This is a genomic window from Pseudomonas sp. ICMP 8385 (assembly GCF_002699915.1).
GTDB lineage: Bacteria > Pseudomonadota > Gammaproteobacteria > Pseudomonadales > Pseudomonadaceae > Aquipseudomonas > Aquipseudomonas gessardii.
This window is the reverse complement of sequence record NZ_LKBY01000124.1, coordinates 139,872-165,428: the sequence shown is the minus strand read 5'-3', so window position 1 is coordinate 165,428 and position 25,557 is coordinate 139,872. Positions and strand designations below refer to the sequence as shown.

The 25,557-nt window shown below is 62.8% G+C and carries 27 protein-coding genes; 20 read left to right on the top strand and 7 right to left on the bottom strand.

All coding sequences use genetic code 11. The features are described from left to right. The first annotated feature begins 75 nt into the window (after nt 1-75). The 11 genes from urtB (at nt 76) to AO268_RS24885 (ending at nt 10,060) form a co-directional block, all read left to right on the top strand. Nucleotides 76-1,578 (top strand): urea ABC transporter permease subunit UrtB, encoded by a 1,503-nt coding sequence (gene urtB / locus AO268_RS24935; RefSeq protein WP_099170160.1) that lies wholly within the window; start codon nt 76-78, stop codon nt 1,576-1,578. Further along, nucleotides 1,578-2,657: an urea ABC transporter permease subunit UrtC gene (gene urtC, locus AO268_RS24930; RefSeq protein ID WP_076961523.1), complete on the top strand. Its 1,080-nt coding sequence runs from the start codon at nt 1,578-1,580 to the stop codon at nt 2,655-2,657. The genes urtB and urtC overlap by 1 nt, the downstream gene beginning before the upstream one ends. Beyond that, nucleotides 2,654-3,502, top strand: coding sequence for an urea ABC transporter ATP-binding protein UrtD (gene urtD / locus AO268_RS24925; RefSeq protein WP_099170159.1), 849 nt, complete (start codon nt 2,654-2,656; stop codon nt 3,500-3,502). Before urtC ends, urtD begins: the two co-directional genes overlap by 4 nt. Before the next feature lie 133 nt (nt 3,503-3,635). Further along, on the top strand, nt 3,636-4,334 hold the full coding sequence (gene urtE, locus AO268_RS24920; protein ID WP_099170158.1) for an urea ABC transporter ATP-binding subunit UrtE: 699 nt from the start codon (nt 3,636-3,638) through the stop codon (nt 4,332-4,334). 31 nt (nt 4,335-4,365) lie between these two features. Next, nucleotides 4,366-5,205, top strand: coding sequence for an urease accessory protein UreD (locus tag AO268_RS24915; RefSeq protein WP_099170157.1), 840 nt, complete (start codon nt 4,366-4,368; stop codon nt 5,203-5,205). A 73-nt stretch (nt 5,206-5,278) separates the two neighbouring features. After that, the gene (locus tag AO268_RS24910) at nt 5,279-5,581 is read left to right on the top strand and encodes an urease subunit gamma (protein WP_032862374.1); all 303 of its coding nucleotides are present in this window, start codon (nt 5,279-5,281) and stop codon (nt 5,579-5,581) included. A gap of 9 nt (nt 5,582-5,590) precedes the next feature. Next, nucleotides 5,591-6,121 carry a GNAT family N-acetyltransferase gene (locus AO268_RS24905; protein WP_099170156.1) on the top strand — a complete coding sequence of 177 codons (531 nt, stop codon included), beginning with the start codon at nt 5,591-5,593 and terminating at the stop codon, nt 6,119-6,121. 5 nt (nt 6,122-6,126) lie between these two features. After that, nucleotides 6,127-6,660 (top strand): GNAT family N-acetyltransferase, encoded by a 534-nt coding sequence (locus AO268_RS24900; RefSeq protein ID WP_099170155.1) that lies wholly within the window; start codon nt 6,127-6,129, stop codon nt 6,658-6,660. Continuing rightward, on the top strand, nt 6,657-6,962 hold the full coding sequence (locus AO268_RS24895) for an urease subunit beta (protein WP_076961529.1): 306 nt from the start codon (nt 6,657-6,659) through the stop codon (nt 6,960-6,962). The genes AO268_RS24900 and AO268_RS24895 overlap by 4 nt, the downstream gene beginning before the upstream one ends. A gap of 151 nt (nt 6,963-7,113) precedes the next feature. Next, the gene (ureC, locus tag AO268_RS24890) at nt 7,114-8,814 is read left to right on the top strand and encodes an urease subunit alpha (RefSeq protein WP_099170154.1); all 1,701 of its coding nucleotides are present in this window, start codon (nt 7,114-7,116) and stop codon (nt 8,812-8,814) included. 100 nt (nt 8,815-8,914) lie between these two features. Continuing rightward, on the top strand, nt 8,915-10,060 hold the full coding sequence (locus AO268_RS24885) for a sensor histidine kinase (RefSeq protein WP_099170153.1): 1,146 nt from the start codon (nt 8,915-8,917) through the stop codon (nt 10,058-10,060). Nucleotides 10,061-10,176: 116 nt separating this feature from the next. Here AO268_RS24885 and AO268_RS24880 read toward each other — a convergent pair whose 3' ends face one another. Continuing rightward, nucleotides 10,177-11,121, bottom strand: coding sequence for a DnaJ C-terminal domain-containing protein (locus AO268_RS24880; RefSeq protein ID WP_099170152.1), 945 nt, complete (start codon nt 11,119-11,121; stop codon nt 10,177-10,179). A gap of 272 nt (nt 11,122-11,393) precedes the next feature. Here AO268_RS24880 and AO268_RS24870 point away from each other — a divergent pair, with 272 nt between their 5' ends. Continuing rightward, a complete protein-coding gene (locus AO268_RS24870; RefSeq protein ID WP_099170150.1) occupies nt 11,394-12,662 on the top strand; it encodes an Hsp70 family protein in 1,269 nt (422 codons plus the stop codon). A gap of 137 nt (nt 12,663-12,799) precedes the next feature. On the opposite strand, the gene AO268_RS24865 is transcribed toward AO268_RS24870, so the two are convergent. The 3 genes from AO268_RS24865 to AO268_RS24855 form a co-directional block, all read right to left on the bottom strand. Next, nucleotides 12,800-13,813, bottom strand: coding sequence for an AI-2E family transporter (locus AO268_RS24865; protein ID WP_076961535.1), 1,014 nt, complete (start codon nt 13,811-13,813; stop codon nt 12,800-12,802). Between the two features lie 197 nt (nt 13,814-14,010). Continuing rightward, the gene (locus AO268_RS24860) at nt 14,011-14,310 is read right to left on the bottom strand and encodes a PsiF family protein (RefSeq protein WP_076961536.1); all 300 of its coding nucleotides are present in this window, start codon (nt 14,308-14,310) and stop codon (nt 14,011-14,013) included. 71 nt (nt 14,311-14,381) lie between these two features. After that, nucleotides 14,382-15,170, bottom strand: coding sequence for an AraC family transcriptional regulator (locus AO268_RS24855; RefSeq protein ID WP_099170149.1), 789 nt, complete (start codon nt 15,168-15,170; stop codon nt 14,382-14,384). A 98-nt stretch (nt 15,171-15,268) separates the two neighbouring features. On the opposite strand from AO268_RS24855, the gene AO268_RS24850 reads away from it, so the two are divergent. Beyond that, nucleotides 15,269-16,141: a DMT family transporter gene (locus tag AO268_RS24850; protein WP_076961538.1), complete on the top strand. Its 873-nt coding sequence runs from the start codon at nt 15,269-15,271 to the stop codon at nt 16,139-16,141. Here the strand turns inward: AO268_RS24850 and AO268_RS24845 are convergent. Both AO268_RS24845 and AO268_RS24835 read right to left on the bottom strand, forming a co-directional pair. Next, complete coding sequence (locus AO268_RS24845) at nt 16,138-17,028, bottom strand: esterase/lipase family protein (protein ID WP_099170148.1); 891 nt, start codon at nt 17,026-17,028, stop codon at nt 16,138-16,140. The two genes, AO268_RS24850 and AO268_RS24845, sit on opposite strands and share 4 nt — an antisense overlap. Before the next feature lie 256 nt (nt 17,029-17,284). Then, a complete protein-coding gene (locus tag AO268_RS24835; protein WP_099170147.1) occupies nt 17,285-19,354 on the bottom strand; it encodes an AsmA family protein in 2,070 nt (689 codons plus the stop codon). 368 nt (nt 19,355-19,722) lie between these two features. Between AO268_RS24835 and AO268_RS24830 the strand changes: the two genes are divergently transcribed. Together AO268_RS24830 and AO268_RS24825 are read left to right on the top strand one after the other, a co-directional pair. Beyond that, nucleotides 19,723-20,142, top strand: a complete 420-nt coding sequence (locus tag AO268_RS24830; protein ID WP_076961540.1) for a hypothetical protein — start codon at nt 19,723-19,725, stop codon at nt 20,140-20,142. A 152-nt stretch (nt 20,143-20,294) separates the two neighbouring features. Next, nucleotides 20,295-20,927, top strand: coding sequence for a TetR family transcriptional regulator (locus tag AO268_RS24825; RefSeq protein WP_076961541.1), 633 nt, complete (start codon nt 20,295-20,297; stop codon nt 20,925-20,927). Between the two features lie 5 nt (nt 20,928-20,932). Here AO268_RS24825 and AO268_RS24820 read toward each other — a convergent pair whose 3' ends face one another. Beyond that, nucleotides 20,933-21,451, bottom strand: a complete 519-nt coding sequence (locus tag AO268_RS24820) for a C40 family peptidase (protein ID WP_099170146.1) — start codon at nt 21,449-21,451, stop codon at nt 20,933-20,935. Between the two features lie 341 nt (nt 21,452-21,792). Between AO268_RS24820 and ureE the strand changes: the two genes are divergently transcribed. From ureE to AO268_RS24795, 5 genes are all read left to right on the top strand, one after another. Further along, nucleotides 21,793-22,293: an urease accessory protein UreE gene (gene ureE, locus AO268_RS24815; RefSeq protein WP_076961543.1), complete on the top strand. Its 501-nt coding sequence runs from the start codon at nt 21,793-21,795 to the stop codon at nt 22,291-22,293. Continuing rightward, nucleotides 22,290-22,964: an urease accessory protein UreF gene (locus AO268_RS24810; RefSeq protein WP_099170145.1), complete on the top strand. Its 675-nt coding sequence runs from the start codon at nt 22,290-22,292 to the stop codon at nt 22,962-22,964. Before ureE ends, AO268_RS24810 begins: the two co-directional genes overlap by 4 nt. Nucleotides 22,965-22,973: 9 nt before the next feature. Then, nucleotides 22,974-23,588: an urease accessory protein UreG gene (gene ureG / locus AO268_RS24805; protein ID WP_076961545.1), complete on the top strand. Its 615-nt coding sequence runs from the start codon at nt 22,974-22,976 to the stop codon at nt 23,586-23,588. Between the two features lie 23 nt (nt 23,589-23,611). After that, complete coding sequence (locus AO268_RS24800; RefSeq protein ID WP_099170144.1) at nt 23,612-24,184, top strand: HupE/UreJ family protein; 573 nt, start codon at nt 23,612-23,614, stop codon at nt 24,182-24,184. Between the two features lie 174 nt (nt 24,185-24,358). Then, the gene (locus AO268_RS24795) at nt 24,359-25,480 is read left to right on the top strand and encodes an AGE family epimerase/isomerase (RefSeq protein ID WP_076961547.1); all 1,122 of its coding nucleotides are present in this window, start codon (nt 24,359-24,361) and stop codon (nt 25,478-25,480) included. The last annotated feature ends 77 nt before the right edge of the window (nt 25,481-25,557 follow it).

The following is a 25,557-nucleotide window of genomic DNA, read 5'->3' as shown; positions in this document are numbered from 1 at the left end:
CAGATCAAATGTGGGAGCAGGTCGAATCGCCGCTCCCACATAAACCTAGTCCGCGCATGACCAGGACATTTGTTTATGCCCACTGCCCTCCACCGCTTCCTCCTGGCCTGCCTGCTGTTGCTGCCCCTGGCCGCACACGCCGGTGATGCCGAAGACTTCCTCGCCGCCAACCCGAGCCAACAAGCCAAGCTGTTGCAGGGCTGGGCCGCCCAGCCTGACCCGGCGCGCATCGAGTTGGTCAACGCCCTGCAACAAGGCCAACTCATGGTCAACGGTGAACCCAAGACCGTGCGCCTGAACAACCGCCTGCGCGGCTTGATCAACAACGTACAAGCCAGCCAGCAGTTGCTCGCCAGCGAGCCCAAGGTGCGCCTGGCGGCTGCGCAACAACTGCAAAAAAGCGCAACCCCGGCCCAACTGAAATTCCTCGACCAGCAACTCGCCAGCGAAACCGACGACGACGTGCACAGCGCCCTGAGCCTGGCCCTGGCCAACCTGCAACTGGTCGACCCCGACCCGGCCGTGCGCCTGGCCGCCGTGCGTCTGCTGGGCAGCACTGGCGACCCACTGGCCCGCACCCGCCTGGAAGCCTTGCTGGCGCCCGGCGTCGAAACCGATGCCGGGGTGCACACCGCCGCCGAAACCAGCCTGGCCCAGGTCAAGCGCAAGTTGCTGGTGGGGGAGATCCTTGGGCAAGCCTTCAGCGGCATGTCCCTGGGCTCGATCCTGCTGCTGGCGGCCCTGGGCCTGGCGATCACCTTCGGCTTGCTCGGGGTGATCAACATGGCCCACGGCGAGATGTTGATGCTCGGTGCCTACGCCACCTACGTGGTGCAGTTGCTGATGCAGCGCTACGTGCCCCAGGCCATCGATTTTTACCCGCTGATCGCGCTGCCGGTGGCGTTTTTTGTCACCGCCGGCATTGGTATGGCGCTGGAGCGCACGGTGATCCGTCATCTCTACGGCCGGCCGCTGGAAACCCTGCTGGCCACCTGGGGCATCAGCCTGATGCTGATCCAACTGGTGCGCCTGCTGTTCGGCGCGCAGAACGTCGAAGTGGCCAACCCGACCTGGCTGTCGGGCGGGATCCAGGTGCTGCCCAACCTGGTGCTGCCGTACAACCGCATCGTCATCATCGGCTTTGCCCTGTGCGTGGTGGTGCTGACCTGGCTGCTGCTGAACAAGACCCGCCTGGGTCTCAACGTGCGCGCCGTGACGCAGAACCGCAACATGGCCGCCTGCTGCGGCGTGCCCACCGGGCGCGTAGACATGCTCGCCTTTGGCCTCGGCTCGGGCATCGCCGGCTTAGGTGGCGTGGCCCTGAGCCAGATCGGCAACGTCGGCCCGGACCTGGGCCAGAGCTACATCATCGATTCGTTCCTGGTGGTGGTGCTCGGCGGCGTCGGCCAGTTGGCCGGCAGCGTCATGGCCGCCTTTGGCCTGGGGATCGCCAACAAGATTCTTGAACCGCAGATCGGTGCCGTACTCGGCAAGATCCTGATCCTCGCGCTGATCATTCTGTTTATCCAGAAACGCCCGCAAGGACTCTTCGCACTGAAAGGACGGGTGATCGACTGATGAACCAGCCATTGATGCTTACAGCCGCGCAAAAGGCCGGCCCCAAGGTAACGATCGCGCTGGGTGTGGTGATCCTCGCCGTGCTGCTGGCGTTGCCGCTGCTGTCGCTGCTGCCTGCCGATAACGCATTGCATGTCTCGGCCTACACCCTGACGCTGGTGGGCAAGATCCTCTGCTACGCCATCGTCGCCCTGGCCCTGGACCTGGTGTGGGGCTACGCCGGCATGTTGTCCTTGGGCCACGGCCTGTTCTTTGCCCTTGGCGGCTACGCTATGGGCATGTACCTGATGCGCCAGGCCGCCGGCAGCGAGTTGCCGGCGTTCATGACCTTCCTGTCGTGGAGCGAATTGCCGTGGTATTGGCTCGGCACCCAGCACTTCCTCTGGGCCCTGTGCCTGGTGGTGTTGGCGCCGGGTTTGCTGGCGCTGGTGTTCGGCTTTTTTGCCTTCCGCTCGCGGATCAAGGGCGTGTATTTCTCGATCATGACCCAGGCCCTGACCTTTGCCGGGATGCTGTTGTTTTTCCGCAACGAGACCGGCTTTGGCGGCAATAACGGCTTTACCAACTTCCGCAGCATCCTGGGCTTTGGCATCACCGAGCCCGGCACGCGGGCGGTGCTGTTTTTGGCCACGGTGCTGCTGTTGGTGGGCAGCCTGTTTATCGGCTGGCGCCTGGCCCGGAGCAAGTTCGGCCGGGTGCTGACGGCCCTGCGCGACGCGGAGAACCGCCTGATGTTCTGCGGCTATGACCCGCGGGGCTTCAAGCTGTTTGTGTGGGTGTTGAGTGCGGTGCTGTGCGGCCTCGCCGGGGCGCTGTACGTGCCGCAGGTGGGCATCATCAACCCCAGCGAAATGTCGCCGACCAACTCCATCGAAGCCGCCGTGTGGGTGGCCCTGGGCGGGCGCGGCACCCTGATCGGCCCGCTGCTGGGTGCCGGTGTGGTCAACGGCATGAAGAGCTGGTTCACCGTGGCCTTCCCGGAGTACTGGCTGTTCTTCCTGGGGGCGCTGTTCATCATCGTCACCCTGTACCTGCCCAAGGGCATCATCGGCCTGCTGAAGAAAAGGGGCGAACAATGAGAGTCACGGCAACCGCTGAGTTCATGCTTGAACCCGTGCTTGACGCCGGCAGCAGCCGCGACGCCATCGGCCTCGGCCAGGTCGCCGGCAAGGGCCTCGATACCCGCCACGGCACGATCCTGACCCTGGAAGACATCAGCGTCAGCTTCGACGGCTTCAAGGCGCTGAACGACCTCAACCTGTACATCGGCGTCGGCGAGCTGCGCTGCATCATCGGCCCCAACGGCGCGGGCAAGACCACGCTGATGGACGTGATCACCGGCAAGACCCGCCCCAGCCACGGCAAGGCCTGGTTTGGCGAAACCCTGGACCTGACGCGCATGAGCGAGGTGCAGATCGCCCAGGCCGGCATCGGCCGCAAGTTCCAGAAGCCCACGGTGTTCGAGGCCCTGAGCGTGTTCGAGAACCTGGAGCTGGCGCACAAGACCGACAAATCGGTGTGGGCCAGCCTGCGCGCGCGCCTTGGCGGTGAGCAGAAAGACCGTATCGACGAGGTACTGGACACCATTCGCCTGACGACTTCGGTACAGCGCCCGGCCGGCCTGCTGTCCCACGGCCAGAAGCAGTTCCTGGAAATCGGCATGCTGCTGATGCAAGACCCGCAACTGTTGCTGCTCGATGAGCCGGTGGCCGGCATGACCGACGCCGAGACCGAGTTCACCGCCGAGTTGTTCAAGCGCCTGGCGGGCAAGCATTCGCTGATGGTGGTGGAGCACGACATGGGCTTTGTCGGCTCGATTGCCGACCATGTGACGGTGCTGCACCAGGGCAGCGTGCTGGCCGAAGGGTCGCTGGAGCAGGTGCAGGAAAACGAGCGGGTGATCGAGGTGTACCTCGGTCGTTGAGCCTGATGCAATCCGCTTTATGTAGGCGCTGGCTTGCCAGCGATAGCGAGGGTGACTGACACAGCGCCATCGCAGGCAAGCCAGCTCCCACAGTTGATCCGGTTCCCACAGGGGATTTGAGGAGAGTTTGAACATGCTGCAAGTCGACAAGCTGCACCAGTACTACGGCGGCAGCCACATCCTGCGCGGCCTTTCGTTCGACGTGAAAGTCGGCGAAGTCACCTGCCTGCTCGGCCGTAACGGCGTGGGCAAGACCACCCTGCTCAAATGCCTGATGGGCCTGCTGCCCGCCAAGGACGGCGCGGTGAACTGGGAAGGCAAGGCCATCACCGGGTTCAAGCCGCACCAGCGCGTGCACGCCGGTATCGCCTATGTGCCCCAGGGCCGGGAGATTTTCGGGCGGCTGACCGTGGAAGAAAATCTGTTGATGGGCCTGTCGCGCTTTCCGGGCTCTGAAGCCAAGGAAGTCCCCGCGTTTATCTACGAACTGTTCCCGGTGTTGCTGCAAATGAAGCATCGGCGCGGCGGCGACTTGTCCGGTGGTCAACAACAGCAGTTGGCGATTGGCCGTGCGCTGGCCAGCCGTCCGCGCCTGTTGATCCTCGATGAGCCCACCGAAGGCATCCAGCCCTCGGTGATCAAGGAGATCGGCGCGGTGATCAAGAAGCTCGCAGAACGCGGCGACATGGCGATTTTGCTGGTGGAGCAGTTCTACGACTTCGCCGCCGAACTGGCCGATCAATACCTGGTGATGTCGCGGGGGGAAATTGTCCAGCAGGGCCGTGGTGAAAATATGCAGGCCGACGGTGTGCGCGGCCTGGTTACCATCTAATCTGTAGCGTCCTGTTGATTAAGCCCTGGCCATGACCCTTCCTGCCCCCACCGCCCTGTTCACCCCCAGCTGGCATGCCGCGCTGGAGTTGGGCTATGCACGTTTCGGCGCCAGCACGCGCCCGGTGCTGCGCCGCCATGTGGGCCCGCTGCGGGTGCAAAAGCACCTGTACGCCGAAGGCCCGGAGGTGTGCCAGCACATCATTGTGCACCCGCCGGGCGGGATTGCTGGGGGCGATCGCCTGGAGATCAGCGCCCACCTGGCCGAAGGCGCGTGGGCGCAATTGACCAGCCCCGGCGCTGCCAAGTGGTACCGTGCCAGCGGGCCGGCCTACCAGCAGGTGGCCTTGACGGTCGAGGCCGGCGCCACCCTGGAGTGGCTGCCCCAGGAAACCATCGTGTTCAGTGCGGCCCAGGCCGAACTCAGCACCCGCATCGACCTGCACGGCGACGCCCGGCTGCTGTACTGGGACGTGGTGGCGCTGGGGCGCCCGGCCAGCGGCGAACGTTTCGACCGTGGGCACTTCCAGTCGCACCTGGATATCCGTCGCGACGGCCAGTTGCTCTGGCATGAACGCCAACGCATCGTCGGCGACGACGGCCTGCTCGACTCGCCGATTGGCCTGGATGGGCAGCCGGTGTTCGCCACGTTGCTGGTGAGCGGGGAAATCGATACCGAACTGCTTGAACAATGCCGAGCGCTGCCGCATGCAGTGCGTGGCGACCTGACCCAACTGCCGGGTTTGCTGGTGGCGCGCTGCCTGGCCGGCGAAACCCTGCTGGCGCGGGCCTGGTTGATTGATTTATGGCGGCTGTTGCGCCCGGCGTTGCTGGGGCGTGAGGCTGTGCCCCCAAGAATCTGGAACACATGAAGACTCAAGCCAGCTCCTACATTGATGAGTCTTCGGTGTTTTTTAGAATGTTTTTTATGACGGACTGCTGACCATGGACCTAACCCCAAGGGAAAAAGACAAACTGCTGATCTTCACCGCCGGCCTGGTGGCTGAACGCCGCCTGGCGCGCGGGGTGAAGCTCAATTACCCGGAAACCATCGCCTACATCTCCGCCGCCCTGCTCGAAGGCGCGCGCGACGGGCGCACCGTGGCCGACCTGATGCACTTTGGCACCACCCTGCTCAGCCGTGAACAAGTGATGGAGGGCATCCCGGAAATGATCCCGGATATCCAGGTCGAAGCCACCTTCCCCGACGGCACCAAACTGGTGACCGTCCATCAACCCATCGCCTGAGGCCCGGCCATGTCCTTGCTGATTCGTGACGCGGTGCACGGCGACCTGCCGGCGATCCGCGATATCTACAACGATGCCGTGCTCAACACCACGGCGATCTGGAACGAGCAACCGGTGGACCTGGGCAATCGCCAGGCCTGGTTCAGCGCGCGCCAGGCGCAGTTCTACCCGATCCTGGTGGCGGTGGAGGCCGAGCAGGTGGTCGGCTATGCCTCGTTTGGCGACTGGCGGCCCTTCGACGGCTTTCGCCACACCGTCGAGCATTCGCTGTACGTGCGCAACGACCAACGCGGCAAAGGCCTGGGCCCACGGCTGATGCAGACCCTGATCGAACGCGCCAGGGCCTGCGACAAACACGTGATGGTCGCCGCCATCGAAAGCGGCAACCAGGCCTCGATCCGCCTGCATGAACGCCTGGGCTTTGGCATCACCGGGCAGATGGCCCAGGTGGGCACCAAGTTTGGCCGCTGGCTGGACCTGACCTTTATGCAACTGCTGCTCAACCCCGGCGCCCAGCCGCCGGCGGTCCACAAGGAGTAACCCCGATGAATGCTGCCCAACTGCGTCGAGTCAATGCTGAAAGTTTTGCCCATTACCGCCTGGGTTTGATTGAGCTGTTGCTGGACGCGGTGAAGCATGGCGCTTCGGTAGGTTTCATGGCCGACTTCGATGATGCCCAAGCCCGTACCTATTTAAGCGGTGTGCAGGCGAGTATCGAAGAGGGCAGCCTGCTGCTTTGGGTGGTGGTGCGCGACGAGCAAGTGATCGCCAGTGTGCAATTGGCGTTGTGCCTCAAAGCCAACGGCCTCAACCGCGCCGAAGTGCAAAAACTGCTGGTGCACAGCAGCGCCCGCCGCCATGGCCTGGGCCAGCAACTGATGAGCGCTCTGGAACTCGCCGCCCGCCAGCACAAGCGCGGCCTGCTGTACCTGGACACCGAAGCCGGCTCCCCCGCCGAAGCGTTCTACCAGGCGCTGCGCTACACAAAAATCGGCGAGTTGCCGGACTACTGCCAAAGCCCGGACGGGCGCTACAGCCCGACCGCCATCTACTACAAGACCCTGGGGCAACCTGCATGATTCCTGGCCAATTCCAGATCCAGCCTGGCGAGATCGAACTCAACGTCGGTCGCCGTACCCTCAGCCTGAATGTGGCCAACCGTGGCGACCGGCCGATCCAGGTGGGTTCCCATTACCATTTTTTCGAGACCAATGACGCGCTGACCTTTGACCGCGCCCAAAGCCGCGGCATGCGCCTGAACATCCCGGCGGGCACGGCGGTGCGGTTTGAGCCGGGGCAGAGTCGCGAGGTGGAGTTGGTGGAGCTGGCAGGGTTGCGCCGGGTGTTCGGGTTTGCCGGGAAGATCATGGGTGATCTTTAGGGCCTCACTGATCGTTCCCACGCTGCGCGTGGGAACGCCGCCTGGGACGCTCTGCGTCCCGCTCTTAACGTCGTGACGCAGAGCGTCACCGGATGCATTCCCACGCAGAGCGTGGGAACGATCAAAGCGATCAATTTCTCAGGACACCCCTATGAAAATCAGCCGCCAAGCCTACGCCGACATGTACGGCCCCACCGTCGGTGACAAGGTCCGCCTGGCCGATACCGAGTTGTGGATCGAAGTGGAGCAGGACTTCACCACCTACGGCGAAGAAGTGAAGTTCGGCGGCGGCAAAGTCATTCGCGACGGCCAGGGCCAGAGCCAACTGCTGGCCGCCGAGGTGGTCGACACGGTCATCACCAACGCGCTGATCATCGACCACTGGGGCATCGTCAAGGCCGACGTCGGCCTGAAAAATGGCCGCATCTCCGGGATCGGCAAGGCCGGCAACCCGGATATCCAGCCCGGCGTGACCCTGGCCATCGGCGCCAGCACCGAAGTGATTGCCGGTGAAGGCATGATCCTCACGGCCGGCGGTATCGACACCCATGTGCACTTCATCTGCCCGCAGCAGATCGAAGAAGCGCTGACCAGTGGCGTCACCACCATGATCGGCGGCGGCACGGGGCCTGCCACCGGCACCAATGCCACCACCTGCACCTCCGGACCGTGGCACCTGGCGCGCATGCTGCAAGCGGCAGACGCGTTTCCGATGAACCTGGGCTTTACCGGCAAGGGCAACGCCAGCCTGCCCGAGCCGTTGATCGAGCAGGTCAAGGCCGGGGCGATTGGCCTGAAGCTGCATGAAGACTGGGGCACCACCCCGGCCAGTATCGACAACTGCCTGAGCGTGGCCGACGCATACGATGTACAGGTGGCGATCCACAGCGACACCCTCAACGAGTCAGGGTTTGTCGAAACCACCCTCGCCGCGCTCAAGGGCCGCACCATCCACACCTATCACACCGAAGGGGCCGGCGGCGGGCATGCGCCGGATATCATCAAGGCCTGCGGCTTGCCTAACGTGCTGCCCAGCTCCACCAACCCGACCCGGCCGTTCACCCGCAATACCATCGACGAACACCTGGACATGCTGATGGTCTGCCATCACCTCGACCCGAGTATTGCCGAGGATGTGGCCTTCGCCGAAAGCCGCATCCGCCGCGAGACCATCGCCGCCGAAGATATCCTGCACGACCTCGGCGCGTTCTCGATGATCAGCTCCGACAGCCAGGCCATGGGCCGCGTGGGCGAAGTGATCATGCGCACCTGGCAAACCGCCGACAAAATGAAGAAACAGCGCGGGCCGCTGCCCGGCGACGGCGCAGGCAACGACAACTTCCGCGCCAAGCGCTATATCGCCAAGTACACCATCAACCCGGCGATCACCCACGGTATCAGCCATGAGGTGGGCTCCATCGAAGTCGGCAAATGGGCCGACCTGGTGCTGTGGCGCCCGGCGTTCTTCGGCATCAAGCCCACGCTGATCCTCAAGGGCGGGGCGATTGCGTCCAGCCTGATGGGGGATATCAACGGCTCGATCCCCACCCCGCAACCGGTGCACTACCGCCCGATGTTCGCCAGTTTCGGCAGCGCGCTGCACGCCACCAGCCTGACGTTTATCAGCCAGGCGGCGCTGGCCGAGGGCCTGCCGCAGGCCTTGGGCCTGAAGAAGCAGATCGGGGTGGTCAAGGGGTGTCGCCAGGTGCAAAAGAGCGACCTGATCCACAACGATTACCTGCCAAGCATCGAGGTCGACCCGCAGACCTACCAGGTCAAAGCCGATGGCGAGCTGTTGTGGTGCGAGCCGGCGGACGTGCTGCCGATGGCCCAGCGTTACTTCCTGTTCTGACCGTTCATCGGCAGATACCCGCCGTGCCAGTGAAGCGAAGAGGCGTAAGGCGCTACGATGCGCCACGCTTCTTCACCGTCTTGCACTTGGGAACCTGGCTATGCGCCTATCCGAATTCATCGTGTTGCATGCCGAGCGGATCGTCGATGAATGGGAGCAGTTTGCCGAAACCCTGACCCCGGCCGCCGACACCTTGAACCGCACGCAACTGCGCGACCATGCGCACTCGATCCTGCTGGCCGCCGCACGGGACATGAACACCCGCCAGAGCGCCAGCGAACAGGCCGCCAAGGCCAAGGGCGAAGGCCCGGAAAAAACCCCGAGCCTGGACGCCGCCGCCGCCAGCCATGGCGAACTGCGCCATACCGTAGGCTTTGACCTGGTGCAGATGACCTCCGAGTTCCGCCACCTGCGCGCCTGCGTGATCCGGCTGTGGGTCGATAGCCTGGCGTCGCCGGATATGACGTATTTCCAGGACATGATCCGCTTCAACGAAGCCATCGACGAAGCCCTGGCCGAATCCACGGCGGCCTACGCCGAACAGGTCAATCGCTCGCGGGATATCTTCCTCGCCATCCTCGGCCACGATCTGCGCACACCGTTGCAGGCGGTGAAGATGTCCACCGAGATGTTGTTGCGCAAGGCCCCGTTGGACAGCCATGGCCTGGGCCTGGTGGGCAATATCCAGAAGGGTGCCCGACACATGGAGGCGATGGTCAGCGATCTATTGGGGTTTGTGCGCAGCCGGCTGGGCAGCAGCCTGCCGATCGAGCCCAAGCCGATGAACCTGGCCGACGCCGCCAGGGAGGCCATCGCCGAAGCGTGCGCGAGCCGCCCGGATTGCCAGGTTCACTTGCATCTCCAGGGCGATACCCAGGGGTTGTGGGATCGCGGGCGCATTGATCAGCTGTTGCAGAACCTGATTGGCAATGCCTTGCAGCACGGCCTCAACAGCCAGGCGGTGACCCTGAGCCTCGACGGCTCCCCTGGCAGCGTAGAACTGCGCATGCACAACTACGGCCCGCCGATTCCCCAGGAGGCGCTGGGCACCGTGTTCGACCCGCTGGTGCGCAGCACTACCGAAGAGCCGGGCAGCAACTCAACCAGCCTCGGGCTGGGATTGTTTATCGTCAGGGAAGTGGTGGAAGCCCACAGGGGTACGATTGAAGTGGCGTCCAGCGAGACGGCGGGCACCACATTTACCGTGATACTGCCGCGCCGGTATCTGGGAGCTGTCGAGCTTTAGCGAGGCTGCGATAGCGGTAGTTCAGCCAACATCAATGCCAGCAATACCGCCGCCATCGCAGCCTCGCCGGGGCTCGACAGCTCCCACAGGGTTCGCCTGCCCACCACAGGGATCGGCTAGCGGTTCCAGGTTTCCCGTGGATCAAAATTGGCCTTTTTCGCCAACTCCTGCCACAACGCCTTGACCTCCTCGTCGCTGCTTTTGGGCATCACCGCCTTGAGCTGCACAAACAGATACCCACGCTGCCCGGCCTTGTTCAGCAAACCATGGCCCTTGGCCCGCATGCGCTGGCCATTCTGGCTGCCGGCTGGCACCTTGAGGTTGATCTTGCCGGTCAGGGTCGGCACCGCGACTTCCGCGCCCAGGGCCAATTCCCACGGGGCCAGCGGTAAAGTGATCACCAGGTTTTCGCCTTCCACCTCGAACTTCGGATGCGGCGCAAAGCGGATGATCAGGTACAGGTCGCCATTGGCGCCGCCGCCAATCCCCGGCGCACCCTGGCCCTTGAGGCGGATCCGCTCGCCATCGGCCACACCGGCCGGGATCTTCACATTCAGGCTCTTGGTGGTGTTACTGACGTGCTGGCCCGCCGCATTGTATTGCGGCACCTGGAAGCTGACCGCCTTGGACTCGGTGGACAGGGTCTCTTCCAGGAACACCGGCAGTTCCATCTCCACATCCTGGCCGCGCCGACCGGGGCTGCGCCCTTGCCCGCCGCCAAAGCCGTTGCCACGGGAACCAAAGATCGAGCTGAAAAAGTCGGAAAACTCGCCGCTGTCCTGGCCACCGCCAAACCCGCCACGGCTTTGCCAGCCTGGTGGCCCCTGGAAGGGCTGGCCATGCTGGCCATAGCGGCGCAATTCGTCGTATTCGGCGCGCTTGTCGGCACTTTTCAGCGCTTCATAGGCTTCCGAGGCGTCCTTGAACTTCTCCTCCGCGTCCTTTTCCTTGCTGACGTCGGGATGATACTTACGGGCCAGCTTGCGATAAGCGGCCTTGATCTGCTTGTCATCGGCCGTCGGCTCGACACCAAGAATCTTGTAATAGTCTTTGAAATCCATGGGGGCATCACCATCCGTTATCGAGATCGCACAGTCGGGCCCTGCCTGCCGGGGCATTGCGGGGCGGTTCGAGGTGCGTCAGAAAATTATCGGCGGCTTGCAGGACACACTTGATCCTTTCGACAGCCACCAACCGTATGCACAGGAGTTGGGGGCAGCGAGCCGACCTTTCAAGGTAACAAGTCTGCTGTATTTAGCGGATAGTCGGCCTACGCATCTGCACGCGAGTGACATACACTGCGCGGCCGTTTTTTAACCGGAACCTGTTAGACATGAACAACACTTCCCCAGCCCGTGCCTGCGGCATCGACTTCGGCACGTCCAACTCCACTGTCGGCTGGATCCGCCCCGGCATGGAAACGCTTATCGCGCTGGAGGACGACAAGATCACCCTACCGTCGGTGGTGTTCTTCAACTTTGAAGAGCGCCGCCCGGTGTATGGCCGCCTGGCGCTGCACGAGTACCTGGAAGGCTACGAAGGCCGCCTGATGCGCTCGCTCAAGAGCCTGCTGGGCTCCAAGCTGATCAAGCACGACACCAGCGTGCTGGGCACGGCCATGCCGTTCAAGGACCTGCTGGGCCTGTTTATCGGCCAGCTCAAGAACCGCGCCGAAGCCACCGCCGGCCGTGAGTTCGAGGAAGTGGTACTGGGCCGCCCGGTCTTTTTCGTCGACGACGACCCAATGGCCGACAAAGAGGCCGAAGACACCCTGGTGGACGTGGCCCGCAAACTCGGTTTCAAGGAAGTCTCGTTCCAGTACGAGCCGATTGCCGCGGCCTTCGACTACGAATCCACCATTGAACAAGAAGAGTTGGTCCTGATTGTCGACATCGGCGGCGGTACGTCCGACTTCTCCCTGGTGCGCCTGTCGCCCGAGCGGCGCAAGCACGACAACCGCCACGACGACATCCTCGCCACCGGCGGCGTGCATATCGGCGGGACCGACTTCGACAAACAGCTCTCGCTGGCCGGCATGATGCCGCTGTTCGGCTACGGCAGCCGCATGAAAAGCGGCGCCTACATGCCCACCAGCCACCATATGAACCTGGCCACCTGGCACACCATCAACTCGGTGTACTCGCAAAAATCCCAGCTGGCCCTGGGCAGCATGCGCTACGACATCGAAGACACCGGCGGCATCGACCGCCTGTTCAAGTTGATCGAACAACGCGCCGGGCACTGGCTGGCCATGGAAGTGGAAGAGACCAAGATCCACCTCACCCACGACGACAGCCGCCATGTGCCGCTGGACCGGGTCGAACCGGGCCTAAGCGTGGAACTGAGCCGCGCCCTGTTCGAGTCGTCCATCGACAACCTGCTGGAGCGGGTGCGCAATAGCGTGACCCAACTGCTCGACGACGCCTCGGTGGACGTGGCCCAGGTCGATACGGTGTTCTTCACCGGCGGCTCCAGCGGCATCCCGGCCCTGCGCCAGAGTGTTTCGGCGATGCTGCCCAATGCCCGGCATGTAGAAGGCAACATCTTCGGCAGCATTGGTAGCGGGTTGGCGATCGAGGCAAGCAAGCGTTACGGCTACTGAGTATTAGCTGAAACCGCGGCGCGCTCTTTCGCGAGCAAGCCCGCTCCCACATTTGGACCGCATTCCCAAGGCGGAACTCGGTCGAAATGTGGGAGCGGGCTTGCCCGCGATAGGGCCAGCCTAGACGCCCTCAATCTTCAGACCATCCCACCCAGCTTCAACTCACTCTTCAAATACGCATAGTAAATCGGCCCTGCCACCACCCCAGGCAGGCCGAATGCCGCTTCAAACACCAGCATCGCCAACAACAACTCCCACGACTTGGCGCTGATCTGCCCACCGACAATGCGTGCATTGAGGAAGTACTCGACCTTGTGGATCACGATCAGGTAGCCCAGCGCCGCCACGGCCACCCAGATCGACAGCGACAGGGCGACGATGGTGATCAGGGTGTTGGACATCAGGTTGCCGATCACCGGCAGCAGGCCCAGCAGGAAGGTCAGGACAATCAGGGTCTTGGTCAGCGGCAGGTGGATCCCCATCAGCGGCAGCACCACCGCGAGGAAGATCCCGGTGAAGACGGTGTTGAGGGCGGCGATTTTGATTTGCGCAAAGACAATGTTGCGAAAGGCCTGGACCAGCAGGTGCAGGCGGTCGAACAGCGCGGCGGCCAGGGGTTTGCGCTTGGTCAGGTCGGGCACCCGTTGCAGGGCGATGATCGCCCCCAGGACCATGCCGATCAGCAGGGTCACGAACATATGGGCCGCGTCCTTGCCCACCAGTTGCAATTCGCTCAGGTGCTTGCTCAGCCATTCGCCGATGGCCACGCGAAACTCGGCGGCGCTGGCTGGCAGGTAGGCGTCGAGGAACGGCGGCAACTGGCCGCGTGCGCGGTCGACCACGCCCATGAATTTATCGAGGGAGGCCCCGGGGTTTTCCGCTTCGTGCAGCAAAAAGCTGATGGCGCCGGCGAAGATCAGGGCCAGTGCGCTGACGATCACAGTGCCGAGCAACGCCACTGCCAGCCAGCGCGCGCGCCGGCCTTCGATCAAGCGCTGCAGTTGTGGGGTGAGCATGTTGACCAGTTCAAAGACCAACAGGCCGGCCAACAGGCTGGGCAACAGCTTCAACGGCAGAACCAGCAACAACCCGCCGAAAATGATGATGTAGCTGGCCAGCAACAACACATGACGCTGAGAAAACGTTGGCATACAGCCTCTAAACGAACGGCGTTAAAGGATGGGCAGTCTGCCAGCCTTGGGGCAATCAAGCGAGAAGTCTGATGGCTGTGAACACCGCAAAATGTGGGGGCGGGCTTGCCCGCGATAGCGCAGGTTCAGTCAATATCTCGCGGGCTGACACACCGCAATCGCGGGCAAGCCCGCTCCCACAGGGGTATTTAAGCGGCTCAGCCTTTGAGGCAGGTGCTCATAAAGGTTTTGCGCGCATCGCCGGTCAGCGCCTTGGTTTTTGCCGACGCGTTGCAGTCCTTCATTTTTTGCTGCTGCGGGGTCAGGGTCTTGGCGTCGTTGGCGGCCGGGGCCGAGAGGCAGGTTTTCATGAAGGCCTTGCGCTCGTCGCCCTTCAAGGTCTTGGTGGAAGCTTCGGCATTGCAGCTGGTCATTTTGTTTTGCTGGGCAGTGGCCGCAAACCCTTGGGAACAGAGCAGCAGACCGATCATCAACAACGGAATACGCAACATCTTCATGGAGTTTTCTCCCTGTTACCACGCCGATGGGCGCGGCCTCCCCTGCAGTGTAGACAAAGCTTGTTACACCTTCACCTGTTACGTAGGTTCGTCCGTCGGTACTGCTCCGGTGTACAGCCGGCCTGGCGCTGGAACATCGCAATAAACGCCGAGGCAGTGCTGTAGCCCAGGTCAAACGCCACTTCCTGCACGCTGCGCGTGCTTTCCAGGGCCTCGATGGCCGCCAAAAAGCGCAGGCGCTGGCGCCACTCGCCAAAGCTCATGCCCAGTTCGCGGGCAAATTGCCGGGCCAGGGTGCGCTCGCTGACATGCACCTGCTGCGCCCACTGCGCCAACGCGCGGTTGTCCCCAGGCTCGGCCTGCATGCCTTCAAGCACGCTGAGCAGGCCGGGGCTGCTGGCATACGGCAGGAAACACTCATGCTCCGGCGCCTGGCGCAGTTGGTCCACCAGCACCTGGGCCAGGCGCACGTCGGCCTCGTTGGCCGGGATATTCACGTCGCGCTCGGCAAAATCACTGAGGATGGCCTTGAGGATGTCGCTGATGGTCAAGGTGCAGGGCTGTGCGGGCAATTGCTCGCACAAAGACGGCGCCAGGTACACCGAACGGTAGACAATCGCCTGGGCGTTGTAGGAGCTGTGCTGGGTATTGGGTGGGATCCACACCGCGTATTGCGGCGGCGACATAAACCGCTTGCCGCCCACTTCAAAGCGCATCACGCCACGGGCCGAGTAATCCAGGGAACCCCAGGCATGCTGATGGCGGGAGGCACGGCTGTCGGCGGCAAATTCCGAGTAGCGAAAATACACCGGGGCCGGCAGTACATCGAAATCGGGCAGGTTGATATAGGCTTGGGACATAGTTGTCTGGATGTAACGGCGGTTTGTCTGGATCGAAGTATAGGCTTCGATCCAGACAAAGGATAATCAAGCCTCACTAACGTTCTCGGTTCCTTGCGATGCAATACGCTTATCCCCTGCTGGCCATTTTTATCTGGGCTGGCAATACCGTGGTCAACAAACTCGCCGTGGGCTCGATATTCCCGGCCGAAATCGGCTTTTATCGCTGGTTGCTGGCGGCCATCCTGTTTACCCCGTTCATGCTCAAGCCGGTGATTGCCAACTGGGCGCTGATCCGCCCCAACCTGGGCAAGATCGCTGTACTCGGCGTGCTTGGCATGGCGGTCTACCAGAGCCTGGCGTACTACGCCGCGAGCCTGACCAGCGCCACCAACATGGGGATCATCCTGTCGCTGATGCCCTTGATGGCCCTGACCGCGGCCATTATCAGCCTGGGCCAGCGCCTGACCTTCGGCGCCCTGACCGGTGCGCTGCTGTCGTTTGCCGGGGTGGCGGTGGTGGTGTCGGCCGGCAGCCTCGGCGCGCTGCTACAACATGGGGTGAACCTGGGTGACGCGATGATGCTGGTGGCCACCCTGGCCTATGCGATCTACAGCACCCTGCTGAAAAAATGGCAACTGCGCCTGCCGCCCCTGGTGTTGCTGTATTTGCAGGTGCTGGTGGCGGTGGTGGTGCTGTTCCCGCTGTTCCTGGCCTCGGACAAGGTCGGCCTGGGCCCGTCGAATATTGGCCTGGTGGTGTACGCCTGCCTGCTGGCCTCGATGATCGCGCCGCTGGCGTGGATGCATTCGGTCAAACAGTTGGGGCCAAGCCGCACCACGCTGTTTTTCAACCTGCTGCCGTTGATCACCGCACTGATTGCCGCGGTGGTGCTCAAGGAACAGTTGGCGCTGTATCACCTGGTCGGCGGCGTGCTGACATTGGGTGGGGTGATTTTGTCGGAGCGCTGGACGACGCCGGTAAGACGTTAAAGCCCGGCCGCCTTCAACCGCTGCGCATGCTCGACAAACAGGCGAATCGGCTCGGCGCCCTTGCCCACCAGGCCCAGTGACTGGTTGACGATATCGAAATGGTCCAGCGCATAGTCATCGCCGATCACCGTGCCCAGGTGTGAGCTGTAGCGCCCGACCATGCCGTCGCACTGCCCCTTCTCCTTGACGAAGGTGCGCGCAAACAACCGGCAACTGCGGTTGGTACCGTCCAGCAGGTTGCGCCCGCGATCGGTCTTGCCCGGCTGCAGGGTGCCGGACCAGGAGTAATAGCGCACACCATTCACTTCCTCGGCGCCCTGCCCGCCCCAGGTGTCTGGCAAGCCTTGGGGGTATTGGCGATTGAACAGCGCCACGCCCTCGCAGGTCAGCGACTGATGGGACGCGTGGATATCCACCGCAAAGCGCGGGCCGCGATAGCCGGTTTCCAGAAGGCCCATCAGCATGCCCACCAGACGCAGCAGCGCGCTCATGATCCGGCCCTTGGCGCTGTCGGCCGGGTAGTGGGTGTGCAGGTAGTCTGCCAATTCCGAACCGTGGTTGGGCCCCGCCACCGAGGTCACCGAAGCCACCCATTCCGGGCGTTTGGCCGCTGCGTAACGAGCGGTGAGCGAGCCCTGGCTATGGCCGATCAGGTTGACCTTATCGGCGCCGGTCTGGCGGCGTATCTGCTCGATCTGCGCCAGCAACTGCTCGCCGCGCACCTCACTGGAGTTGAGCGGCGCCACCTGCACCGCAAACACCTGCGCCCCACCGGCACGCAAGGCCGGGACGATGCCGTACCAGTATGGGTACAGCACCAGCCGTACAAACCCGAGCATGCCCGGCACCAGGACCAGGGGATAACGTGTAGCCAATGTCTGGGCCATGGTGGCGAACATCCTTGAAGGGGCGATTGGGCTGATCCTAGACCAGCCCTATGGCAATCGATATGACACCCGGCAATATCCAATAAAACTTTCTCAACGGCCTGTAGGCCTTTTAGCAGCGCGAACTAATGTGGGAGCGGGCTTGCCCGCGAAGACGTCGGCCCAGCAAACATTGATGTTGACTGACCCACTGCTATCGCGGGCAAGCCCGCTCCCACACAAGCCCGCGCCCACATTAGGTTGTGGGTTTCTTCAGTCAGCCTTTCACCGTTTTCGGTGCCTTGCCTTCCTTCATCTGCTGCAACAGCGGCACACACTGGTTCGGTACATCACCACTCGGCGCCACCAGTGCCAGCAGGCCTGCCGCAGGTGCAACGATCACACCCAGCGCCACCATCCCCGCGCCACGCAATAACAGCGGCACGGTCTTGACCCCGGCATTGGGTTTGATAAACGGCCCGTTGACGTACAACGGCGAGCGCAGCGAGAACAGGCGGAACCCCTTGGACTCTGGGGTAATCGTCAGGTCCAGTTGTTCGCTGGCCATGTTCACGGTGCCGTCGATGTAGATGATCGCGTTCTCGGTGTCGAACACAAACAGCCGGCTGGTGGCCAGGCCGGTCTTGATGCCGAAGTCCGCCGCCGCACAGTTGATCTTCACGTCCTTGTCGCCAAACAGCTTGCCGATCACGTAGTTGCCGACATTCAACCCAGCGATTTCCATCAGGCCACGGCTAATGGCGCCGTCGTTGATGAGCATTTTCAGATTGCCATTGGCACTGCCCAAGAGCGCCGCCACCGAGTTGCCGCGCCCGGCGATATCGGCATCGCCGTTGAGCTCGCCAAAGCTGGTCTTCATCGGTTCAAAGGTGGGGAACAGTTGCTTGAGCTTGAAGTTGCGCGCCGTCAGTTTCGCCCGGCCTTCCAGCGGGGTAATGCGGCCATTGAGGCGGATCTGCGCATCGAGCTTGCCGCCCGCCACGCCGAAGCGCAGGGGTTCCAGGCTCAGTTGGCCGTCGTTGAGTACCAGGTGTGTATAAAGGTCGGTGAACGGCAGGTCGGTGCTGTGGACAATGCGCTTGCCGGTAAACTCGACATCGGCGTCCATATCGCGCCAGCGCTCGGTGCGGAACTCTTCCACCGGCAGCACCTTGGTCGCCGGTTGCTTGCTCGCCCCGCCACGGGCCTTTTGCTTGGCATTGGAGTCAGCACCGATCAGCGGCGCCAGGTCGGCCAGCAGCAGTTGGTTGGACACCAGCGCGCCACTGAGCTTGGGCCGTGGCTGGCTGGCGACGTAGGCCAGGTCGCCGTGAATATCACTGTTGCCGATCTTGCCGTTGAACTGCTCATAGCGGAACGACGCACCGCCGGCTTCATGCAGCTTGGCAATCAGGCGACCGTCGGTGGAGTAGGCCGGCGAGTCCGGTAGGGTCACGCCGGTCAGTGGGTAAAGATTGCCCAGGCTGGTGCCGGACAGTTTCAGGCGCAGGTCCAGGGCGCCGAGGTTCAGGGGGTCGGTCAGGGTGCCGGCCAGGGCGATGCGGGTATCGCCGATCTTCGCCTGGGCTTGCAGGGGGAATGGCCTGGCCGCGTCTTGCAGGGCCAGCAACCCGCCGATCTTGCCGCTGCCCGCGAGTTGCTGGCCGTGGTACTGGCCGCTGACCTTGAGGCCGAAGGCATAGTCCTGGGGTGTCGCGCCCTGCTCCAGGGCCTTTTTGGCATCGCGCTCGCCGACGATTTCGCTGAATGCGATGGGTTTGCCCAGGAGGTCGATCAGCACATCGAGGCGGGTCTTGAGGGTCTGGTCGTCGAGGGTCACGTGGCCCTTGTCAAAGCCGATGGCACCGATATCCACCACCCAGTTGGACGGTTCGGCATTCGGATCCTTGGGGTCAAAGGTGAAGGTCCAGTTGGCGCGGCCATCGGCCAGGCGCTGCAACTCGGCACTCGGTTCGGTCAGGTCGATGCGCGGGATCACCACGCGCTGGGCCAGCAAGGCCAAGGGCGAGATGCGCAATTCGACGCGTTTGAGGGTGACCATCTGCGGTTTTTTCGACCACTCGGGGTTGCCCAGGCTCAGGTCTTCGGCCACCACATGGGGCCACGGCACCCAGGCGCGCCAACCGCCTTCGTCCGGCTCGCGCTGCCAGACCACGGCCAGGTTGCCATTGATGGCAAAGGCGCGATGCAGCTCTTCGGAGACTTTGGCATTGAGTGGCGGCTTGATCCGGTTCCAGTCGAAGAACACCAGGATCAGTACGACGGCGGCGATCAGCAGAACGAAGCAAGCACTGCTCCAGGCGAGAATTTTACGAGTGCGCGTCATTGCACAGGGCTCCTGATTACGACTGCGCGTGCCACTGGCAACGCGCGCAAGGGCTAAAGCTTATATGGCTACGACTGGCAAATGGCCTGGGGGTTTAACCGCAGCGGGGAATTAGCGGTGAAAAGTACTTTTTCTGACTAATCCGACAGCTTCTTTCATCGATCGCGCACTGTTGTTACCCACGCCCGTGTCGAAAATACCCACCCCGGTGCAAAAGCGCGTGCTTGAGAGGTACGGTCTAGAGCCTCGGCGCAGAACAATCAATTCCGTTGATTATTACCATTGTGTTTATGAACTTTTATATCGAGATATCGAGAGTAGCATGAGCCCTGTACCCACTTTATCGCCCTCCCAAGGAGCAACTCATCATGAAACGCCAATTACTGCTCAGTGTTGCACTCTCTGTCCTGGCCACCAGTGCTTTTGCCCTGCCAGCAACAGAGCAAACCATCCCACAAGCCAAGGCCGACGCCTCGCACATCAGCCAGACCGTTGCCGAAGGTGGTCGTGATCGCCTGGAGCAGAAAGGCCTGGTCGAAGGTGGCTCGGACCGTCTGCAAGAGCGTAACGCCGTAGCCGAAGGCGGCCGTGATCGCCTGGAACAGAAAGGCCTGGTCGAAGGTGGTTCGGACCGTCTGCAAAAACGCGAATTTGTCGCCGAGGGCGGCCGTGATCGCCTGGAGGAGAAAGGTCTGGTTGAAGGTGGCTCGGACCGTCTGCAACAACGCGAATTTGTCGCCGAGGGCGGTTCCGACCGTCTGGCTGAAATGCATAAAGCCACGAGCTAAGCCCGTGCCGGCCCTGAAAAAAGCCCGATCCCCAGTGATCGGGCTTTGACTTTGTGTGACCCGCGCCACCTTTGTCCTGTTTCAAGTTCGACGCCGGTAAAGTTGTTTTGCTAGAGTGCGTCGCTGTCCTTGTCTACAAAGCCCACCCGCCAATGCTCCCCCGCGCCGAACAGAAGCAACAGACCCGCCTTGCCTTGATGGACGCAGCCCGCCATCTGATGGAGGGTGGCCGAGGGTTTGGCAGCCTGAGCCTGCGGGAAGTGGCCAAGAGCGCCGGCATCGTGCCCACCGGTTTTTACCGTCACTTTGCCGATATGGACCAACTGGGCCTGGTGCTCGTCAGTGAGGTCGGCCAGACCTTCCGCGCCACCATCCGCCTGGTACGCCACAACGAATTCGTCATGGGCGGCATCATCGATGCCTCGGTGCGGATCTTTCTCGATGTGGTGGCGGCCAACCGTTCACAGTTTTTATTCCTGGCCCGCGAGCAGTACGGTGGTTGCCTGGCCGTGCGCCAAGCCATCGGCGCGCTGCGCGAAGACATCACCTCGGACCTGGCGGCCGACCTGACCCTGATGCCCAAGCTCCAGCACCTGGATGCCGACGGCCTGCATGTGATGGCCGACCTGATCGTCAAGAGTGTGTTCGCCACCCTGCCCGACATCATCGACCCACCCGCCGCCGCCCTGCCGGCGCACCTCACGCCCCAGGCCAAGATCACCCAGCAACTGCGCTTTATCTTTATTGGCCTCAAGCACTGGCAAGGCCTGGGCAGCACCGAGTAGAGCAATCAACGCACCGCATGGAAACGCTTGGCGGTGGTGTAGTTCTTCTTCCAGTAGGTGTTGGCCAGGGAGTCGATGCGGATGCTCTTGCCCTGGCGCGGCGAGTGAATGAACTTACCCTCGCCGACATACAGGCCGACATGGCCGATCTGGCTGCTGCCATTGGCCTTGAAAAACACCGCATCGCCGGGTTGCAGTGCATCCGCCTTGATCGTCGCCGCCGTTGAGCGGTGCATCGCCGCCGTGGTGCGCGGGATAACAATATTGGCTTCGGTCTTGAACAGATAGACCAGCAGCCCGCTGCAATCGAACCCCTGCTCCAGCGATGTGCCCCCCGATTTATAAGGTTTGCCCAGCAACTCATGGGCGCGGTCGACCACATTGGCGATGGTCGGTTGTGGCAGGGCCTGTAACGCTGAACTGAACGGAGCCTGTGAAACGTAACGCTGGCTGAAACTGGCCGAGGCAGATGGCGTCATGCCAAAAAAACCGGCCATGACCACACATAAAAAAGACTTGAACATGATGAACGTCGCACTGGATTAAAGACGGTGCGAAATCCTAGAGAAACAACGCGTGGCGAGATGAGCGGGAAATCTATGGTGTGAGTAGGATGATTCCCAAAATGCATTACAGATAAATAACCGAAGGCAAGCACCTACAAAATATCGTGGGACGCCCGCCAAAATCGCCCAATTCAGGTGCCAGAACGATCCATGGCGCACCATAATGGGTCAAGCCTTCTCCGCGCCTGCGGCCTGTTTAGTGGCGAAACATCCTACATCCACGGTGTTTTCCTACACCACGCCTGATTGGCAAGCCCCTTGCTCTAGCCTGTTTATCGCTCATAGCTGGAAGCTTCCCGATGCTGGTGATCCACCGCCGAATTGCGCCCCAACCCATCTGGGCTGCGGAGTTGCTGCTGAACTTCGACGCCCGCAGCAAAAGCCGCCTGCGCTGTTTCAGTGCCGAGGGTGAAGACGTCGGCCTGTTTCTGGAGCGCGGCCAGCCGCCGCTGTACGACGGCGAATGCCTACAGGCTGAAGACGGACGTGTCGTACGCGTCTGCGCACGCCCTGAACAACTGCTGCACGTGACCTGCAGCAGCGCCTTTGAACTGACCCGTGCGGCCTATCACCTGGGCAACCGCCATGTGGCCCTGCAAGTGGGGGATGGCTGGCTGCGCCTGCTCGATGACTACGTGCTCAAGGCCATGCTGGAGCAGTTGGGGGCCCACACCCAAACCCTCGAAGCGCCGTTCCAGCCCGAACACGGCGCCTACGGTGGCGGTCACCATCACTCGCGCCACGGGGATGAAGACTTCAACTACCCGCCCAAACTGCATCAGTTCGGCGTGCGCCTGTGAACCCGGCCTGGGCGCTGCTGCGTCTGGCCAGTCCGCAATTGCCGATTGGCGGCTACAGCTATTCCCAGGGCCTGGAAATGGCCGTGGACAATGCCCGTGTCCGCGATGCCGACAGCGCCCGCCGCTGGATCAGCGACCAACTGCTGCTCAACCTCGCACGCTTCGAGGCGCCACTGTTGCTTGCCCATTGCCAGGCGGCTGCGGACCAGGATTGGGAACGCCTGCGCCAATGGTGTGAAGAACACCGCGCCAGCCGCGAAACCCGCGAACTGTTCCAGGAGAGCCGGCAAATGGGCTACTCCCTGCAACAACTGCTCAACGGCCTGCCGGAATTGGATGACGCGGCGCGGCGTTTTCTCGACGCCACCCACGAACCCCATCTGGCCCTGGGCTGGGCACTGGCGGCCCGTGCCTGGGCGATCAGCCCCGACGACGCCCTGGCCGCCTGGCTGTGGAGCTGGCTGGAAAACCAATTGGCGGTGCTGATGAAAACCCTGCCCCTGGGCCAGCAAGCCGCCCAACGCCTGACCAGCGAACTGCTGCCCTTGCTGCAACAGGCCCAGCAGGACGCCAGCCAGCGCGACCCTCATCACTTTGGCAGCGCCGCCTTCGGCCTGTCCCTGGCATGCATGGCCCATGAGCGCCAGTACAGCCGCCTGTTCCGTTCCTAGGAGAACCCCATGAACACACAACCTTTGCGCGTCGGCATCGGCGGCCCCGTCGGCTCCGGCAAGACCGCCCTGACCCTGGCGCTGTGCCTGGCCCTGCGCGATCGCTACAACCTGGCGGTGGTCACCAACGATATCTATACCCGCGAAGACGCCGACTTCCTGGTGCGCAACCAGGCCCTGGCGCCCGAGCGCATTATCGGTGTGGAAACCGGCGGCTGCCCGCACACGGCGATTCGCGAAGATGCCTCGATCAACCTCGAAGCGGTGGATCAACTGAACCGACGTTTTCCCGGCCTCGACCTGATCCTGGTGGAGTCCGGCGGCGACAACCTGTCGGCCACCTTCAGCCCCGAGCTGTCGGACCTGACGATCTACGTGATCGATGTGTCGGCCGGCGACAAGCTGCCGCGCAAAGGTGGGCCGGGGATCTGCAAATCGGACCTGCTGGTGATCAACAAGATCGACCTGGCGCCGCTGGTCGGCGCCTCGCTGGAACTGATGAACAGCGACACCCAGCGCATGCGTGGCGGCAAGCCGTTTGTGTTCAGTAACCAGAAAACCGGCGTTGGCCTGGAAGCAATCGTCGCCTTTATCGAACGCCAGGGCCTGCTGACCGCAGCCTGAGCCCTCTTACCAAGGAGCTGTTTATGAGCCTCAACACCCTGTTTGCCGCCGCCCTCCTGCTACTGGCCCCGACCCTGGCCCTGGCCCACCCGGGTCACGGCGACAATGGCCTGGTGGCCGGTATCAGCCATCCCCTAGGCGGGCTGGACCATTTGCTGGCGATGCTGGCCGTCGGCCTGTGGGCGGCGCAGCAACAAGGCGCGGCGCGCTGGGCGCTGCCGTGTACGTTTGTCGGCACCATGCTGCTGGGTGGCGTGCTGGGTTTTGAAGGGTTGGCCTTGCCGGCCCTGGAAAGCGGGATTGCCGCGTCGGTATTGGCCCTGGGCCTGGCGGTGGCCTTGGCGATTCGCCCACCGCTGGCGGTGGCCGTGGCCGCAACAGCCGTGTTTGCGCTGTTCCATGGCGTGGCCCATGGCCTGGAGCTGCCGGATATGACCAGCCCGTGGGCGTATGCGGCCGGGTTTGTCGGGGCGACGGCGGTGCTGCATGCGGCCGGGTATGCACTGGTGCGTTGCCTGCCGGCTGCGGCGGCGCCGCTGGTGCGGGTGGCGGGGGCGGCTTCGGCGGCGACTGGAGTCTGGTTGCTGGCAGGCTGAGTCTTGCGGCGCCTGAAGGCACTTATCGCAGGCAAGCCAGCTCCCACATTTGAATGGGTTCACACTTCAAAAATGTGGGAGCGGGCTTGCCCGCGATAGCGCTCGCACAGACACCACCGATCCCAAGCCTGCTAACATGCGCGGCAAACACCCCTGCCGTGACGACGCCAGCCGATGCCCATCGCTCCAAGCTCTGCCCTCAAACCTCAATTGAACGCGGTGCTCGCGCACTTCAACGACCTGATCGTGCCGCTCTGGCAGGGCCCGGGCTGGAATGCCGAGTTGGCGCTGCCCTATGAGGCGCTGGACGCCGACCACCGCCCTTTGCCCCCACAACGCTACCGCGCCATGGCCTGTGCCCGGCAGTTGTATGTGTTTGCCAGCCTGATCGGCGAGCCAGGCAAAGAGTTTGCGCAAGAACGCGCCGCAGCGTTGTTTCGCTCGCTGCAACGGCACTTCCACGACGCCGAACACGGTGGCTGGTTCTACAGCATCGACCCCCACGGCAATCCGCTGGACCAGCGCAAAGACCTGTATACCCACGCCTTTATCATCTTCGCCTGCGCCCATTACTGGGCCAAGGTCCGCGAGCCGTTGGTGGAGTCGGTGCTCAATGCCGCCCTGGAGGTGGTCGCCGAGCGCTTTGCCACGGGTGACGGCCTGTATGAGGCGGTACTGGAGCGCAACTGGTCGTCCCTCAAGTCCGGCCCGCTGCAGAACCCGCTGATGCATCTGGCCGAAGGCTTGCTTGCCACCCTCGCCGTGCGGGAAGACGCGGCGGTGCAACAGGCCCTGCTGGCACTGGCGACGGCCATGCAGCAGCGCTTTATCGAGCGCCAGCATGGGGTGATGATGGAAAAGCCCCTGGGCGCTGTGGATAACTGGTTCGAGCCGGGGCATCAGTTTGAATGGTTTTTCCTGCTGGAATCCTCGCCCGTACTGCGTGGCACGCCCCTGCATACGTCGCTGAGCCGGGCCTTTGCCTATGCCGAGCAAACGGGTGTGGATAACCTGAGCGGTGCGGTCAGTGGCATGTTGGCGCTGGACGGCAGCGTGCGTGACGCCACCCAGCGGATCTGGGCCCAGGCCGAGTACCTACGGGCATTGACCTTGCGCCCGGGCAGCGCGGCGGTGCTGGAGCGCCAGTTGCTGGCGTTGCAGCAACATTTTTTGCATGCCAGGGGCTGGAATGAATGCCTGGATGCCAAGGGTGAGGTGAGCCGGCGGGATATGCCGTCGACGACGCCTTACCATTTGGCGACCTGCTATCAGGGGTTGAGCGAGTTTCTCGGCTGATCTTTCTGGCCCCATCGCAGGCAAGCCAGCTCCCACACTTGAAGGGGTTCACCCATCAACAATGTGGGAGCTGGCTT